The following is a 16,973-nucleotide window of genomic DNA, read 5'->3' on the forward strand; positions in this document are numbered from 1 at the left end:
CCTCAATCATACAAGGTTCATGTAAGATCTCTCTCTTTATTTTTCATTCTTTTTTCATATTCTGCTTTTCCAGGATACGCTCTTCCAGCAGCTATTTCTTTTTCCCACCGTGAAGAACCATGACCTTTGATAGGTCCTTTTAGTAACGGATCATTTGTCGTTTGCATCCAATTTTCTACTTTAGCACGAAGGACTTCAGCAACTTCAAAATACTTCGGTTCGTTTATTATATTCATTTGTTCTTCTGGGTCCTTTGAAAGATCGTATAGCTCTTCTGACTCATTCGGGACATAAAATTTTTCTCGCATAATTTTCCCTGAAGGACTAAGGTGTGCATCTACCGTCACATACACTTTGGGCCCATCTTCAAAGTTTCTGACATAACTATATTCTTTAGTTCGAATTCCACGCATAGGACGATATTGATCATGCCATGTCATTTCTGTAAAAAATTCCTCTCGTCCTTCGTCTTTAGAAGTCGTCAGTATCTCAGCAAAACTTTTACCATCAATGTTAGTTGGTCTTTTTATCCCAGCTAATTCTAATATTGTGGGCATAAGATCAATATTGCATAATAACGCTTTTTTGAGTTTTGGTTGCTCCGTTCCTGGTAGCTTGATCAATAAGACAGTGCCTAGACCAGTCTCTTTTAATGTTCCCTTTGCTCCCGGGAATGCCACGCCATGATCTGTGGTAAAAATCATTATCGTATTATTTTTATAGCTACTATTTTCGACAAAATCCATTATTTCTCCAACTGCACTGTCTAATACTTTCAATGATCCATTGAATAAAGCAACATCTTCTCTTGTCTCCGTTGTATCATATAAAAAATTAAAGACTTCCACATCTTCTATTGAATCAGCATAAGGGACATATTCATCGAAATCTCGATGTGTTTCAAAAAAACCTAAGTTCAGATAAACTGGCTTATCTTGCGATCGCTGTTTTAAGAAATCGATCGCTTGGTTAGCGACAAATGGGGCACGGTCTCCTTGAACAGGAATGTAGCTCTCATAACCTAATTCCGTTGTCGATGAAAAAATACGGTCTTCAATTTTAGGTGGTTCATTGATCGTCTCGTGACTTAAACCAATCAATACAGTCTCATAACCTCCATTTTTAAGCAACATAGGTAAAGTGCTTATTTTTTCAGATATTGAAAAACCTAAATGTGCTAGCCCCATTAGTCCATTGTTATGAGGATAAAGCCCAGTCAATATGCTTCCTCTACTAGGGCTACATTGTGGGGATGGGCAAAAATAATTATCAAACTGAATACTCGAATTAGCTAAGCGCTCGAAATTAGGCGCATCAACTTTATAGCCATAACTTGGAAACATTTTTCCACTATCATGTGAAATCATCATAATAATATTTGGTTTCATAATAACCTCCGTTGTATATACTTCTTATTTAAATAGAATTATAATCTATATCTGATTATTTTTCAAATCTTTATAAATAACTCAATGTAAACGTTGACATTACACTCTCTCAATGATAATATAATTTTAGTTGTATATACAACGAAAGGAGAAGGAATAATCATGCCTGATATGAACGAAAAAGTTAGTGCTATCATCGAAACCATTGGAGGGTCTGAAAATGTTATCGCAGCAACGCATTGCGTTACAAGATTGCGCTTGATTTTAAAAGATGAGAATAAAGTAGATATTGAAAAACTAGAAGAAATTTCGATTGTAAAAGGAAGTTTCTCAGCAAATGGCCAATTTCAAATAATTATTGGACCAGGAACGGTCAATAAAGTTTATGATGAATTTATAAAACAAACGAATATTACCGAAAGTACATCTCAAGAAATCAAAGAGCATAGTAATCAGAAGCTAAATTTATTTCAACGTTTAATCAAAACGCTTGGTGACATTTTCATTCCAATACTTCCTGCGATCGTAGCTGCTGGTTTATTGATGGGATTAAATAATATTTTGGCAAATCCTGGTATCTTTTATGAGAAATCATTTTTAGAGATACACACAAGCTGGGCTGGAATGGCCGATATGATCAATATGATCGCCAATACAGCATTTACTTTTTTACCTGCACTTGTTGGTTGGTCTGCGGTCAAAAAATTTGGTGGTAATCCGGTATTAGGGATCGTTTTAGGATTAACGTTAATAAATCCTCAATTGATATCTGGTGCCCAATTTGCTCGTACTCCAGAAGAAGTTCAATATTGGAATATTTTTGGTTGGAACGTTGCACAGATCGGTTATCAGGGACAAGTCATACCGATTTTGGTTTCTTCTTATGTGTTAGCAACAACAGAAAAATTTTTAACTAAAAAAATTCCCGAAATGATTCAAATGATTTTCGTATCGCCACTTTCACTTTTGTTTACTGGCTTTATAACCTTTACAATCATTGGTCCTATTACGATGAGCCTATCTAATTTGATCACAGATGGTATTTTAGGCTTATTTAAAGTCTCACCAACACTTGCTGGAGCTGTTTTTGGTGCTTTAGTTTCTCCATTAGTTGTTACCGGTATGCATCATCTATTTTTAGGAGTGAATCTTCAAATGATCGGTTCCTTAGGTTTTGCAACATTGTGGCCCATACAAGTAATGGCTTCACTTGCACAAGGAGCAGCAGCCTTAATGATGTTTTTTATTCTTACAAAGAAAAAAGAAAAAGGAGTGGCTCTCACAGCAGCAATTTCTGCTTGGTTAGGAATTACTGAACCAGCAATTTTTGGAGTGAATTTGCGCTATAAGTATCCTTTTATTGCAGCAATGATTGGCGCTGGAGTTGCAGGCGCAATTACTGCTACAGCAGACGTAAAAGCAACTTCTATTGGAATTTCAGGTTTACCCGCTCCACTTTCGATCATTCCAGAATACTGGTTCATCTATTTTATTGCTATGGCAACAGCTATTATCATTCCAATGTTTGTTACATTTTTACTTTCAAAAAAATATATTAGGGACGCTAGTAAGAAGATAAAATAAAATAAAAAGAGGCTAGGACATAACTCTACCAGTTATACCCTAGCCTTAATAAATCCGAATAAACGGTGGGAGCAGAAGCAACTCCTTCGGAAATAAGTTGAAATTCACAAAAATTTGAAGAGCAATTTTCGTGAGTTTCCTCTTATTTCTCGGAGCTAAACACTTCTGTCCCAACCTCTTTTTACTATCTATGCGCAATATCAAAAATATGGAAGGTGTCCACTTTTTGATAGGCTTCATGAATTTGAAAAAGATTCGCATTTTCCAAAAAAACTTTACTTCTTGTAACCGCAACATGGGTATCTTCTCCAAGATCTAGTAAAAGTTTGATCTCTTTTGTCGGTTTCTCAATGGTAATATCTTTTTGTGCAAAACTTATTTTCAATCCTTTTATTTTTTCAAAATAGTCATATACTGAGGTCAATAAGTATTCTTCCGGGATATCATCCACAATTTCTGACAACAAAAAGAAATCTTTGTCAAAAAGAACCGCTTCATTTTTCCAAGTCCTAACACGTTCTAATGATATTCCAGGAACCTCCTTCACATCATCATAACCAAATTCGTCAGGATTAAGATAATCAATACGGTGTTTTAAAATCTTAGTTTGCAATTCACCGTTATATCTACTGGATAATTGCGAAAAGCTGGTGATCGTACTTGTGTTAATCGCCAATTTAGAAAAGTCTAATACTTTTGCACCTTGCCCATGAATTTTTTTTATATACCCTTCATATTCAAGTTTATTTTGGGATTTACGCAAGGTCTCTCTCGAAACACTATAATACTCCGCCAAATCATTCTCCTTAGGTAAAAATGTGCCGACAGAATAGTGTCCCATTTCGATTTTACTTTTTATATCCGAATAAATAAACTCAAACTTTTTCATCCTCACTCACCTTTTCCTACAACATGTCTTAGTACTATTTTACAGTCAAACTTAAAATTAATCTAGGTAAATAAGAAATTCTTCCTAAATCTCAGGAAACGATTGCTTCAACCAAAAGTAAATGATCGTTCTATACCGATTAATACTCTTTAGTTTTGAATTAAAAAAACTGTTACACCACTAATCTTCTTGAATTGAGACTAAATAAACAAAGCGATGGATGGCAAAAAAGTAAAAAAAAGCTGGGATAAACGTATTTATTCCTACGCCCTTTCAATCGAACTATTTAGTTCATTTGTCCTATTTAAGAACAAAACGTACTAAAATTAAGTTTTCTTCGTATCATCTAAGCATGATACGAGAAAACCGATGAACAGAAATTGTTATCTCTTAGGAGCCTCTAAAATACATCTTTTTATTTCTCAATTTTGTCGTAGTATACGTCATTATTTTATGAAACACTAGAATCATTTGTTTGTATACTAGTATCAGAAAAACAGTAGAGGTGAATTTATATGGCTAACAAACAAAAGTATTTACTTATTTCCACGTTATTATTAGGAACATTTTGCATGTTTTTAAACCAGACTCTTTTAACAACTGCTTACCCTTCATTAATGAAAGATTTCTCTATATCAGCTGATTACGTACAATGGCTAACGACGGGGTTTCTTCTTGTAACTGGGGTTGTTATTCCCTTATCAGGATGGCTACTTCATCAAGTGAATACAAAAAAGCTATATTTAGCTTCATTAATTATCTTTTTGACAGGAACGACTCTTAGCTTTTTTGCGCAAACATTTTTAATTTTGCTTGCCGGTCGACTCATCCAAGCTGTGGGTGTAGGGATTTCCATGCCTCTTTTTCAAACTGTTTTGCTTTCTCTTTTTCCAAAAAATGAACGCGGATCTATAATGGGTCTAGCTGGTATTGTAATTGGATTAGCACCAGCGATCGGTCCTTCTTTATCTGGATTTATTCTTATGAAATATACATGGCATGCGCTTTTTCTAATGCTTATTCCTATCATTATTCTAGTAATCATTATGGCTTTATTTTTTATGGAACCTGTATTGCCCATCAAAAAAACAAAGCTTGATATTTTGTCAATTATTGAATCAAGTTTTGGCCTAGGGTTATTACTTTACGGTCTATCCATAGTCTCTACAAGTCACGTAAATATCTGGCTCGTTTTACTCTGTTTATTAGTCGGTTCTATCTTTTTAGGATTATTTCTCTATCGCCAAAAAAAGATTACCTCTCCGTTTTTAAGTTTGCAACCTTTAAAACAAAAAAATTATCAACTTTCATGTTATCTCGTCGCGCTATCGAATATGGCTATGATTAGCTTTGAATTAGTTATTCCAATGTATATACAAAACGTTCGTCACTATTCTCCATTAGTTTCAGGGCTATCCTTACTTCCGGGTGCGTTGATCTTTGGTATAATGAGTCCTATTTCCGGAAAGTTATTCGATAAATATGGCGCAAGAAACTTATGCATTGGAGGAATGTTGTTACTAACAATTTTCACTTTTCCGTTTGTATTCATTCAAGCAACTACACCAATGGTTTTCATCATCATTCTCTATACATTTCGCTTATTAGGCATCTCTATGGTAATGATGCCTGTAACGACATTCGGTATGAATGCTCTTCCTGATTCTGAGTTGAGTGATGGTTCCGTCATCAATAAAACGACCAAACAAGTAGCTAGCTCTTTTGGTACTGCAATTATGATCAGTGTTATGACCTATGTTACGAGCTACTCTGCTAATACCTCTGGAGAATTAAAACGTTTAGATGGATACCGCGGCTCTTTTTTAGTCGCAACAATATTTTGTGTCATTGCATTACTTCTAACATTGAAAGTACCAAAAAAATGCGATTAGATTCATTTATTCTATATTAAATACGTATCCTAATGGATTTGCTCATTTGTTTTAAACGAGAAGGTTCCTGTAATTGCTTAATAAGAAAAAGAGATCAACTATCGATTAAGATGATTGATCTCTTTTTGTGCATTTTTTACACTGAGCTGACTTTTTATTTTTCCGGAGTAATGTATGGCACAATCGGTGCTGTTACTCCTATGGAACTGCCTCTAACGAATGATTTGTCTTTCAAACGCACTAAATTTTCCCCTTGTCCGGTAACCATTACGCCTAAAATCTTTAACTCCTCAACTTTCTTGTCTTCGTTATCCCGAATAAAGGTGTTTATCTTTTTATTATTCATAGGTGCAGAATATGCTTTAAAGGAACTGAAAAAGTTCTCTTTATCTGCTTGCGGGTCAATATCACCCTCCTCATTCACATTTAATTGAAACCCATAAATTGGTGTTCCAGATGGTCCTATGTGTTCATCTCTTTCTTCAGAAAACAAATACAACCATACTACATTAAGATTTTCTGGAATCATTTGCTTTACTTCACTGTAAGAATAAGGCTTATCAAAAGAGAGTGCAACTTCTGCGACAGAATGTTCCATATGATTGAATTCATCCAGTTCATTTTCCACATCATCATAATAATTGTCAATATTTGGGTTGTAAAATGTAGCGATTTTTTGTTTAGTTTGACGATTGTATTCATATGAGTTTTTAGAGGACTGATACCAAGATGGCATTAATTCATTATAATCGACTGAACCTCTGAAAATACTATACCGACTTTTTAAATTACTCCAAGGCACGATATAGCCATTTATATTTTTTGATTGATTCGTTACTACTTCGCCTCCTAATATAGAACTATTAGAAATTACTTGCGAATCTATTTGTGTATTAGGCGAAGCAATCGCTTGATAGTCAAACAACGATTTATTTAATTCAAAGTAATTATTTGCAGCCGCTCTATCTAATACAATAACCATTATTCCTGATAGAACAAAAAAACTAAAAATTGAGATACAACCTATAATCAATAACTGCTTTCTTTTAGCTTTTTTAATACTTTTATTCAAATCCATCCCTAATCCTCCCAACTATCCTTCAATTTTTTTCTAGTTCTGTACAATTTTTTCTTTACAGTTTCTATGTTTAGATCTAGCATGACAGCAATAGATTCATATGATAACTCATAATAATACTTAAGAATAAGCAGTTCTTGTTCTTCTTTTTTTAGTGGATCAATGATCATCCAAAAATTTTGAGATTCACTGATCAGCTCTGGCTGAATCCCAAGGTAATCGGAAACATAGGCTTTTTCTCGTTTTTTCTTTCTAAATAAATCAATATAATTATTGAACGATACTCTAAAAAACCATGGACGCAAATTTTCTTGTGTAATATACATCAGTGAAGAAAATAAACTATTATATGTTTGAGATACAGCATCCTCAGCATCTTCCATCGTACTCCCTTTTTTTATTAATGAACCTATTACTTCTTGCCCCAACAAAAGCAATGATTCTTCAAATGTCACATCCTTTTTCATTCTATTTTCTCCTTTCATATATACAACGTATGAACTATCCGAAAAGTGGACAAAAAGATTTCTTAATGTTAAAACAAATAAAAGCTAAAGTGAAAGACGAATCACTTTAGCTTTTATTTTATACTTTATAGAGTTTCTCCATTGGATGCAATGCATTCTTTATACCAGTAGAACGAATCTTTTTTGTAGCGTGCCAAACTTCCCTGTCCTTTATCATCTTGATCTACATAGATAAATCCATACCGTTTACTCATTTGAGAAGTTCCACAACTAATCAAATCAATACATCCCCAAGTGGTGTACCCCATTAAATCAACGCCATCTCTAATTGCTTCTCTCATTTGAAGCACATGTTTTTTCAAATAATCGATGCGATAGTCATCATGAATTTTTTGGTTGTTAGTCAATTCATCTTTTGCACCCAAACCATTTTCACAAACAAACAATGGTTTTTCATAGCGATCATATAATTTTATTAAAGAAATACGTAACCCAATAGGATCGATTGGCCAATCCCACTGTGTTAATTCAAGATACGAATTTTTTATTGGACTATCAAATGAGCCTGCTAATTTTGAAGCATCTTCTCTAGCTTCAGTCACATGTGACATATAATAACTGATTGCAACGTAATCTACAATTCCTTCTTTTAATAACGCCTCGTCCCCTTTTTCCATCACTACATGAATAGCATTATCCTCAAAATAGCGAGCCATATAGCTAGGGTATTCACCACGTGCTTGAACATCTGGATAAAACATATTTAATTGATTAGATTTTAACGCTTGTAACTGATCTTCTGGTTTTGTCGTCATTGCATATGATTCGATTTGATTGATCATACAGCCGATTTTAGCTTCTGGAATAATTTCATGGCAGGCTTTTACAGCTCTAGCACTGGCTAAAAACTGATGATGTGAAGATTGATACGTCGCTGTCAATGTATCTTCAACCAGGTCTTCAAGTGTTCCTGCACCTGTATATAAACTATTCATATTCATATTCATCTCGTTAAATGTAATCCAATAGTTCACTTTGTTTTTGTAGCGTTTTAAGATAGTACGGGCATATTTTTCAAATAGTGGAATTAATTCTCGACTTACCCAGCCATTATATTTTTCAGTCAATGTGATCGGCATTTCATAATGAGACATCGTTACTAACGGTTCAATTCCATATTTTATACATTCATCAAATACTTTATCATAAAAATCCAGCCCTGCTTCATTTGGTTTTTCCTCTAATCCCGTGGGGAAAATTCTCGCCCAAGAAATCGAAATTCTAAATGTTTTAAACCCCATTTCAGCAAATAATGCAATGTCTTCTTTATAGCGATGATAAAAATCAATGCCCCATCTTTTAGGAAACAGATATTTTTCTGGATGGGATTTATACGCTTCTAATTCTTTTGAACTTACATTAAATGTAAAATTATCAACTTTACCTGTTATATAAGGATCTTTATAGGCTGCAAAATCTGATGTAGATAATCCTTTGCCATCTTCTAAATAAGCTCCTTCAATTTGATTTGCAGCTGTTGCCCCGCCCCATAGAAAATCTTTTGGAAAACCTGCTTGTAATTCTTTCATTGTAAAATTCCTCCTACTATACTCGTTTTTATACTATTAATTAACCGCAATGAACAACTCATCTTGATTTGCATTCACTATTCCTTCTTTAGTTGTTGTTATAACATCTAAAAAATCAGCGGTATTAATGACAATAATCGGTGAAAATAGACTCAATGCTGTCTTTTTGATTCGTTCAATCTCAAATTGTATTAATAAGTCTCCTTTAGAGATAGAGTCTCCCTCTCTAACAAAGCATTCAAACCCTTCTCCATTTAGTGTTACTGTGTCTATGCCAACATGGATTAATAATTCGACTCCTTCAACTGACGTCAGTCCGATCGCATGATTGGTTTTGGTCGTTGTCGTTACAGTTCCATTGAATGGTGCACGAACCTCTCCTATGGAGGGAATCACTCCTACTCCTCTGCCCATTAATTCTGAAGCAAACGTGTCATCTGAACATTCAACTAAAGAATGAACTTCCCCTGTTAGTGGTGAAACAATATGAATGGGCGCATTTTTAACACTCAATTTCGAAGTACTCTTTTGATGGCTTGTTTCTACTTCTTTGACTTCCTCTTCATTACATTCACTATTTTTCAAGAAGAGTAGCGTACATACTAAAGCAACTACAAAGCTCGCTGTAATACCTATTAAGGCATAGATAAAATTATTCGTACCTTTTTCAATATAAGAAGGCAACGCTGTAATACCTGGCTGAGAAAAAGAGAAAACTTTTACTGATAGAAGACCAAAAATAGTTCCACCCGTTGCGCCACCAATCAAACTTGCATAAAATGGACGTTTTAATTTGAGCGTTACACCATAAATCGCGGGTTCCGTAATACCAAAAAATGCTGGCAATAGAGTAGAAACGGATAGTTGTTTCATTTTTTCATCTTTTGTTTTTAACAATACGCCCAAAACGGCTCCAGCCTGAGCAAAGTTTGCGACTAAGTTCATTGGTAATAGGACTAAATCGTAGCCAAGTTTTTCAAAGCTAGCAAACGTACTAGGAAAGAAGGCATAGTGCATTCCTGTGATCACAATCAGCGGCATCAAGCCTCCCATCAGTAATCCTGCTATAGGACCAGCTATATTGAATAATGACGTGAAAAATTGTTGGAGATATATACCCATATAATTTCCCAAAGGAGCAATAAAAAGTAATACTACAGGAGCTGTTATGATCAGCGTTAATAATGGTACAAATACAATACTTAGTGATTTTGGAATTACCTGTTTAATGTATTTATTGATATAACTTAACAGCCAAACACCTAAAATAATCGGTAGGACTGAAGAAGAATAATTGTTCATTGGAATACTTAGCCCTAAAAATTTTAAACTACTTACCTCGCCACCAATCGCATATTGGATAATCGTTGGATACATCAATACTCCGGCTAAATTTACTGCCAATGAAGCATCTGTTTTGAATTTTTTAGCTGCTGAAAAAGCAATTAGAAAAGGCAAGAAATAAAAAGCAGCATCCGAAATAGACCCTAAAACTTCATAATTTGAACTGGTTTCAGATAACAAATCAAAACTGACTAATAGCGCCATAATTCCTTTTAATAACCCGCTGCCAACAATAGCAGGTAAAATAGGATTGAAAATACCAGATACAGTATCAAAAATACTATCTAAAATAGATTTTTTAGCTGTTTCACTTTGCTCATTATCAGAAACGTCCGTTTCACCTAAAAGTAAAGAAACTTCAGCGAATACTGCTTCTACTTCACTACCAATGATCACTTGGTATTGTCCACTTTGAAATTGCGCACCAATTGCTCCATCTAATTCTTTTAACTTCTCTAGTTCCACTTGGTTTTTATCTTTAACATTAAAACGCAATCGAGTGATACAATGCCAACTTTGATTGATATTCTCTATACCACCCAAGTCAGCCACAATCTGTTTGGCTAATTCTTTTTTATTCATTTTCTCCCTCTTTTCTTTTTGTCCATTTTTTAACAAAAAAACCCAAACAAAAATTTATATGAATTTACGTATAACGTATAATCATTCAAACTTTTGTTCAGGTTAATGCTTGCTTATAAATGCAATGACACGCCTTTTCAAAAAAGATTCAATTTTCTTTGGTGATTCTTTGGATATGAATAACAAGATATAAGAGTTCATCGTCGCGAATAACCATTTGATACTCATTTTTTAACATGTCGCGAATGATCAAACCGCATGCGAAACTTTTAGGATACTGTTCCTGAATAATTCGATAAAGACCATTATCATTTTCAGCTATGAACGCTTGGTTACGTAGTTGGCGATTCATAAAATAACGAATGTGTGTTACAAATCTGGAATAATGAATGCTAGACTTATTTAACACGATATTAAATAGCGACTGAATTATCTTCACGATACTTTTAGTGATTGTTGTAATTAGCATCGTTTCGTCCATTGATTCTAATCCATCTTGTGCATTGACAAAATGCAATGCAATAAACGATGCTTCACTCTCCGGTAATGATACACCTAATTCTTCTTCAATTAGTAATAACGCGTTCTTCCCAATCTCGTATTCCTTAACATATAAAAATGGAATCTCCCACTGTAAAGCACTTTCCGTTACTTGCTCGTTTCTAAGTCGTTCAATCGCAGCTTGTATATGATCGGATAATGAAACGATCATACTAGCATTTACTTTTTTACCTAGTTCGTTTTCACCATTTTCAATAATTTTTTCCGTAGCAGATAGCACCTCAGATGAGATATTATCTAAAATCGCACTGAAATTTTGCGTTTGGTTCTTTGACTCAAAAATTTTTGTCACTAATGTATGATCGATGACATCCCCCTTTTTCTTTTTAAAACCAATTCCTTTGCCAAATAATACAAATTCTTCTGCGCCATCGTTCACCGCCAGGACAAGATTATTATTTAGTGATTTTATCATTGTATAAATTCTGATCACCTCTTACTCTTAGGTCAGAAAAACAAAAAAACACCAAACTAAAGTAGATTGATCCTACAGTAGATTTGGTGGTGCCTGATCGAGTCAGTTACACTCCTCTTATATCTGTTTTCAATTTAACATAAGATGAAAGCGATGTCAAACCGAAATGATAGATGTTCAAAAAAATCCTCTCGTCAATAAAATAAATTTACTTTTTTCTTTACAAAACGTTACTTAACATTGAAATTCAATACAATTTTATTCATTTTTGTCGGATAATACGACAAAAATCGTAATTTACCTTTTAAAAAAATCTAGATGCTAGTCAAATTGACTGTTATTTGGACTTATGGCCTAAACTTTCTATGTTAAATTAGAATAATCCTATTAAATATTTGTCCCCATATTAAACATTTATTTACTCCTTTAAACATAAAAATAGACCAATCACCACTTAAGTTGATTGATCAGTATATAGTATTTATTCTTTGTTTACTAGCACTCTAACAGGCGCTTCTATTAAGAATGGATAAATCACCTGTTAGGAATACTTGAGTACTTTCTCTTTTTGTAGCTACTTTATTGAATTTTATCCATCCATTAACTAAAAGTTTAGGTTACTTCTATTAATTGGCTCTTACTTTTTTAACACAGTCACTTTCTTCTTGAAACCAATAATTACACCGATAAGTAAAAGAATACCTAAAACAAATAAAATAGTATTTTGAATTGTTCCTGTGCTTGGTAAACTACCTTTAGTTTTCTCTTTTGATTTAGCTTTTTCTGTTTGACTAGTAGCATTATTTTTAGATTCTTTAGTTTCTGAAGCTGAAACTTTAGGAACAGTAAAAGGATACTTTTCACCCCAATTTCCATTTGTATCATTTGCTCTTAAAACAATCTGTTTATCAGGACTAAGTTCAACAACTAAAGAAAAATAACCATTTTCATCTGAATTAATACTTGAACGTCCAGTTCCTTCTAAATAATCAATAGATACTCTGACATTTGGTGCTGTTTTTCCAGAAAGTGTTTTAGTCTTATGATCATAGTCAACTTGTAGAATTTTTAAGGAATCTAACGCTTGCACTTCTGGTGCTCTAAAACTATAAGGCTCTCCAGTTCTTCCTTGTGAGTCAGTTGCTGTTAATATCATCACCAAGCCAGGACTGAATTGATCTACTATGATGAATATGCCGTTCGCATCAGCTTTAACAGATCCTTGCCCCATCGTGCTGGGAACATACATACTTACAGTTGCATTTGGTGCTGTTTTCCCCGTAAATGTATTTGTTTTTTGATTAAAAATAGTTTCTGAAATAGCGAGAGAAGGTTCTGCTTTTGGCTTCGTTACCTCAATATCAACTGGGTCACTCTTTTTATCGTCCAAACTAGCAGTTATTCTGTTAATTCCTGATGGCGGATTAACAACAATAAATGAACCATTCGCATCAGCCTTGAATAATCCGTTAGCTAGCTCAGGATTATCTAATGATTCCGCTACAATCAGTGCATAAGGAGTCGTCTTCCCGACAATTTCCATATTTTTGCTGTCATAGAAAACATCCCATAGTTTTAATTTTTCCTCAGCAATTTTAGTTTTTGGAACATCCGTACTTTCTGTAGTTTCCTCTACTTTTATATCCTCTTCAGTACTACTTTCAGCTTTTTGAACAGTCCCTTTACTGACTTCCTCAGAATCTGCATACACAGCAGAAGTTGTAAAAGCAACCGCACTTACCAATAAAAAGCCTACCCCTAACAATTTAAACGTTCTCATCATTTTTAAGCTCCTCTCCAAAGTAACATTTTTGTCTTTTTCGTAATTATTGTAACACAAATGAAATAAAGATATTTTTATGCTGTTTTTCTTAAAAAAATCTTAAGAAACTGCAGTAATTTGTATTTGATGTATCTCTCAAAAAATATATCTTTCCTTAAATTTTTTAGATATTTCTATATCCATATAAGCTAAATTGAGTAAAAAAGGAACTTCAAATAATTTACATCACTGATTCTATCGTATAAATACACTGATGATCATTCAATTACTTAGTCCTTAAGAGATACTTCTTTTGTAGACCAAATCTAAAAAAATATCTATAAAGATCAGACACCTAATATGAAATCAATTAATAATCGTACTCAATTTTATATCATCTAAAACAAATTCCCTCAACAAACATTATGACACTTTCTCATTCATTTTAAGACTTATATTTATAAGTTCAAAATTCATTGCATTTTAAAGTCATTTAAGTTACAATATTGTTACAAGCATTTCAACCACATTTAGGAGGACGTAAAAATGAAAAAAATTAAGTTTGTTGGATTGGTTAGTATTTTAACATTATCTCTTTGTATTAATTCAAAAGCATTTGCAGAAACAGTTCCTACTGAGTTGGAGAACAGCTCTACTCAAACCACAGAAACATCACTATCTGACAATCAATCAGAAAAAAGCTCAGATAGTTCCACAAACGAGAATATACTACCTGACACCTCAACACCATTTAATCCAAGCAAGACCGACAAAAGAGAAGATCCTATTACCAGTTCCATTGTTGAAATAGACCTTTCTTCAGAGATCACTGCCTTTCATGAAAAAGGAGATAGAATCAGTGCTTTTGATTTTCAAGTCGGCATAGAGAAATCATTAAACAAAAAACTTACAAATTATCGCTTTGAAAATGGTGAAGAGTTCATTACTGACACAGTAGGGATTCATGTAACTAAGATATTAGCTGATCTTGATGAAAAAACAACCTATTTAATCACTTGTTCTTACTCAGTGCAAAACAACATCAATACTATCCCGGCGCCAGAGCTTTCTTATGATGCAAAAACTCTTATACTGAACGGAAAAACATTGCCGAATCACAAAATTAATTTCTACAAGGTTGGTTTAGCTACTGGTGAAGAGTTCAAACAGATTTTTACTGTAGCAGATGAATACGGGAACTTTTCTATTTCAGCAGACAACTTCGAGCGTGGCCGCTTGATGGCAGCAATAGTTTCTTCACCCGATGGAGTAGAATTTAGTGAAAGCACACAATTCAAAATCCCGTTGGCAGATACTACAAACTCTACTACAGAACCAACTAATAGTTCTAGCACTCAGCCATCAGAAAGTACGACAGATTCTACTAAGCCTAAATTATCAGGAAGCAAAGAGTTGCCGTCAACTGGCGAAAAAAATAATTATACTTTAAAAACCAGCGGCTTATTGACAACCTTTGGCGTCTTCAGTATGTTTCTAGTTAAGAAACGAAAAGTGAACAAATAAAAGTAACCTATAAGCAGATGGGACAGACGTGCTTAACTCTGGAAGAAGTTCATTAAAATTGCCACGTAGTACAGTAAGCTTACGAACTGTTGAGAACTGGTATCTAATTGATATTTCCTCAAATTTTCATGACCAAGTAAGTACTGTGAAACACACCAATTTCAGCTTGTTTTTGAAGGAATGGCTTCTGTTTCCAACGTTTATTTTTCATTTAAGGTACAGGACAAAAGTTATGCTTCCTTTTGTCCTGTACCTTTTCTAGTTGTTACAATCTTTTTACGCTTCATACTAAAAATCAACTTTTTCGATGTGTGAATGATATTTCTAAAATCCCACATTTCTCATCATTTCCCCAAGTTTATTTTGAACAATGTTCCTTCTGTTATCAAACATTTATTCCTTTGAACATATAAATAGATCAATCACCACTTAAGATGATTGATCTTCACAGTTATAGTATATAGTTGTTTTTTGGAAGATAAAATACAATTTGTTATTCATAACTTGATTATTTTTTCTGTGTTTACTGGAATTTTAACACCCGCTTCTTTCAAAGAATGGAGGAAGCATATTTTAGGTATCTTTGGGTCCCTACACTTTTTTATATTTATTTTATAAACATCTATCCACTTCTATTGAGATTTAAAAAACCGAACGCCATCATAATTCAATCGATCAAGGTTAGAATCTTCTTTCAGTAAATACTTATCAAAAAATCCTTTCATATATGTCGAAAGTATGGTTCGCTGACTTAAAGCATCTCTAGAACCACGTTGACTTTTTTCAGTTGCAGTAAATAGAGAATCAGAGAAGTCTCCATGTTTAACACCATCTATAATAGCAAAATAGGTATCATTACTATTCGTTTGAAGAAGAAACGTATTTGTATTATAGGCAAGGACTGTTCCCAATTGTAAAAATGGTTTCTTTAAGTCACTATCTAAAAGCCCTAGCATATTTCCGTCTAAATTTATACTCCCAACAAACCGATCATCATCACGACTGACCATTGCAGCTGTTGTACCTCCAAAAGAATGTCCAAAGATACCTAATCCTTTATCTAACTGTAAACGTCCTTTAAAAATAGAATCAATTTCCCCAGAATTCATCTTATACAAATTATCTGCTACGAAACTAATATCCTCACTTTGTAATTCAGCATACTTTGAAAAGTCTATCCCTTTTGGCGCTGCTGTCAACATTCTTGATGTTTTCATAGCACTTTTTTCTGGAAGTTTCCACTTTGCTATATATAAACGAAATTTGATTTTATCTAAAAATTCTGAAGTATAATTTGATAAGCTATCAATAAATCGTGAAGACACTCCTTCAACTCGACCATCAAGAAATTTGTTTACTCCTGATTCAGCATGTCCCATGGCAACTACGATATAACCTGAACTTGCTAAATCCTGAGCAAAAACTGTTCCTTGTTCCGCATATGCTCCTGCTCCAGGACTAAAGAAAACTACAGGGTATTGTTTTTTCTTGGCTGAAACGTTCAAATTTTCATACGACCATGTTTTGAAATCTGGATTAAACAGTTTATCTTCTTTAGCATTCTCTGCATCTTTTAGAAATCTACTTCTTTGTTCTTGAAATTCTGAAAATCCATATTCAGCAGTTTTCTTTCCTTCATCAGTATCCGAGGGATAATAAATTACAGTGGTTATTTCTCTTTCAATATTATCCGAAGCTATATACTTATAGTCCATTTGAGTTCGTCCAACAGTGTATTTTCCAACAGGTTTTGGAAATTCTTTCTGGACAGAAAAGTTATTATTGTTCTTTATAATTATAAATATGATTATAATTGAGAGTAAAAATAAAATACTTAGAATTAGTTTTTTCCGTTTCCAATTCCTTATTTTTTTTATTGGATTGTTTTTTTTCAAACT

12 protein-coding genes are annotated in these 16,973 nt (G+C 33.6%); 3 read left to right on the forward strand and 9 right to left on the reverse strand.

The genetic code is table 11. The features are described from left to right. Positions 1-17: 17 nt before the first annotated feature. A complete protein-coding gene (locus AC4BC4_RS14175) occupies positions 18-1,388 on the reverse strand; it encodes a sulfatase family protein (RefSeq protein WP_490476115.1) in 1,371 nt (456 codons plus the stop codon). Between the two features lie 162 nt (positions 1,389-1,550). On the opposite strand from AC4BC4_RS14175, the gene treB reads away from it, so the two are divergent. After that, positions 1,551-2,972, forward strand: a complete 1,422-nt coding sequence (treB, locus tag AC4BC4_RS14180; RefSeq protein ID WP_490476116.1) for a PTS trehalose transporter subunit IIBC — start codon at positions 1,551-1,553, stop codon at positions 2,970-2,972. A 184-nt stretch (positions 2,973-3,156) separates the two neighbouring features. Here the strand turns inward: treB and AC4BC4_RS14185 are convergent, their stop codons facing one another. Beyond that, complete coding sequence (locus AC4BC4_RS14185) at positions 3,157-3,861, reverse strand: UTRA domain-containing protein (RefSeq protein WP_490476117.1); 705 nt, start codon at positions 3,859-3,861, stop codon at positions 3,157-3,159. A gap of 515 nt (positions 3,862-4,376) precedes the next feature. Here AC4BC4_RS14185 and AC4BC4_RS14190 point away from each other — a divergent pair. Then, complete coding sequence (locus AC4BC4_RS14190; RefSeq protein WP_438758154.1) at positions 4,377-5,753, forward strand: MDR family MFS transporter; 1,377 nt, start codon at positions 4,377-4,379, stop codon at positions 5,751-5,753. 154 nt (positions 5,754-5,907) lie between these two features. On the opposite strand, the gene AC4BC4_RS14195 is transcribed toward AC4BC4_RS14190, so the two are convergent. From AC4BC4_RS14195 to AC4BC4_RS14220, 6 genes are all read right to left on the reverse strand, one after another. After that, positions 5,908-6,831, reverse strand: coding sequence for an anti sigma factor C-terminal domain-containing protein (locus tag AC4BC4_RS14195; RefSeq protein ID WP_490476118.1), 924 nt, complete (start codon positions 6,829-6,831; stop codon positions 5,908-5,910). 2 nt (positions 6,832-6,833) lie between these two features. After that, a complete protein-coding gene (locus AC4BC4_RS14200; protein ID WP_490476119.1) occupies positions 6,834-7,298 on the reverse strand; it encodes an RNA polymerase sigma factor in 465 nt (154 codons plus the stop codon). Positions 7,299-7,423: 125 nt separating this feature from the next. Beyond that, complete coding sequence (locus AC4BC4_RS14205; protein WP_490476120.1) at positions 7,424-8,887, reverse strand: glycoside hydrolase family 1 protein; 1,464 nt, start codon at positions 8,885-8,887, stop codon at positions 7,424-7,426. 36 nt (positions 8,888-8,923) lie between these two features. Next, positions 8,924-10,813, reverse strand: coding sequence for a beta-glucoside-specific PTS transporter subunit IIABC (locus AC4BC4_RS14210; RefSeq protein ID WP_490476121.1), 1,890 nt, complete (start codon positions 10,811-10,813; stop codon positions 8,924-8,926). A 148-nt stretch (positions 10,814-10,961) separates the two neighbouring features. Next, positions 10,962-11,789, reverse strand: coding sequence for a PRD domain-containing protein (locus AC4BC4_RS14215; RefSeq protein ID WP_438758149.1), 828 nt, complete (start codon positions 11,787-11,789; stop codon positions 10,962-10,964). Between the two features lie 637 nt (positions 11,790-12,426). Continuing rightward, the gene (locus AC4BC4_RS14220; protein ID WP_490476122.1) at positions 12,427-13,569 is read right to left on the reverse strand and encodes an LPXTG cell wall anchor domain-containing protein; all 1,143 of its coding nucleotides are present in this window, start codon (positions 13,567-13,569) and stop codon (positions 12,427-12,429) included. A 528-nt stretch (positions 13,570-14,097) separates the two neighbouring features. Between AC4BC4_RS14220 and AC4BC4_RS14225 the strand changes: the two genes are divergently transcribed. Further along, the gene (locus tag AC4BC4_RS14225; RefSeq protein WP_490476123.1) at positions 14,098-15,075 is read left to right on the forward strand and encodes an LPXTG cell wall anchor domain-containing protein; all 978 of its coding nucleotides are present in this window, start codon (positions 14,098-14,100) and stop codon (positions 15,073-15,075) included. A gap of 632 nt (positions 15,076-15,707) precedes the next feature. Here the strand turns inward: AC4BC4_RS14225 and AC4BC4_RS14230 are convergent. Further along, positions 15,708-16,970 (reverse strand): alpha/beta hydrolase, encoded by a 1,263-nt coding sequence (locus tag AC4BC4_RS14230; RefSeq protein ID WP_490476124.1) that lies wholly within the window; start codon positions 16,968-16,970, stop codon positions 15,708-15,710. Between the last annotated feature and the right edge of the window lie 3 nt (positions 16,971-16,973).

It is taken from the genome of Enterococcus sp. AMC1086 (genome assembly GCF_058216575.1).

Coding starts and splice junctions, on each gene's coding strand:
- AC4BC4_RS14195 (WP_490476118.1), bottom strand. CDS start 6,831: ATGGATTTGAATAAAAGTATTAAAAAAGCTAAAAGAAAGCAGTTATTG.
- AC4BC4_RS14210 (WP_490476121.1), bottom strand. CDS start 10,813: ATGAATAAAAAAGAATTAGCCAAACAGATTGTGGCTGACTTGGGTGGT.
- AC4BC4_RS14225 (WP_490476123.1), top strand. CDS start 14,098: ATGAAAAAAATTAAGTTTGTTGGATTGGTTAGTATTTTAACATTATCT.
- AC4BC4_RS14220 (WP_490476122.1), bottom strand. CDS start 13,569: ATGAGAACGTTTAAATTGTTAGGGGTAGGCTTTTTATTGGTAAGTGCG.
- AC4BC4_RS14200 (WP_490476119.1), bottom strand. CDS start 7,298: ATGAAAAAGGATGTGACATTTGAAGAATCATTGCTTTTGTTGGGGCAA.
- AC4BC4_RS14215 (WP_438758149.1), bottom strand. CDS start 11,789: ATGATAAAATCACTAAATAATAATCTTGTCCTGGCGGTGAACGATGGC.
- AC4BC4_RS14185 (WP_490476117.1), bottom strand. CDS start 3,861: ATGAAAAAGTTTGAGTTTATTTATTCGGATATAAAAAGTAAAATCGAA.
- treB (WP_490476116.1), top strand. CDS start 1,551: ATGCCTGATATGAACGAAAAAGTTAGTGCTATCATCGAAACCATTGGA.
- AC4BC4_RS14175 (WP_490476115.1), bottom strand. CDS start 1,388: ATGAAACCAAATATTATTATGATGATTTCACATGATAGTGGAAAAATG.
- AC4BC4_RS14205 (WP_490476120.1), bottom strand. CDS start 8,887: ATGAAAGAATTACAAGCAGGTTTTCCAAAAGATTTTCTATGGGGCGGG.
- AC4BC4_RS14190 (WP_438758154.1), top strand. CDS start 4,377: ATGGCTAACAAACAAAAGTATTTACTTATTTCCACGTTATTATTAGGA.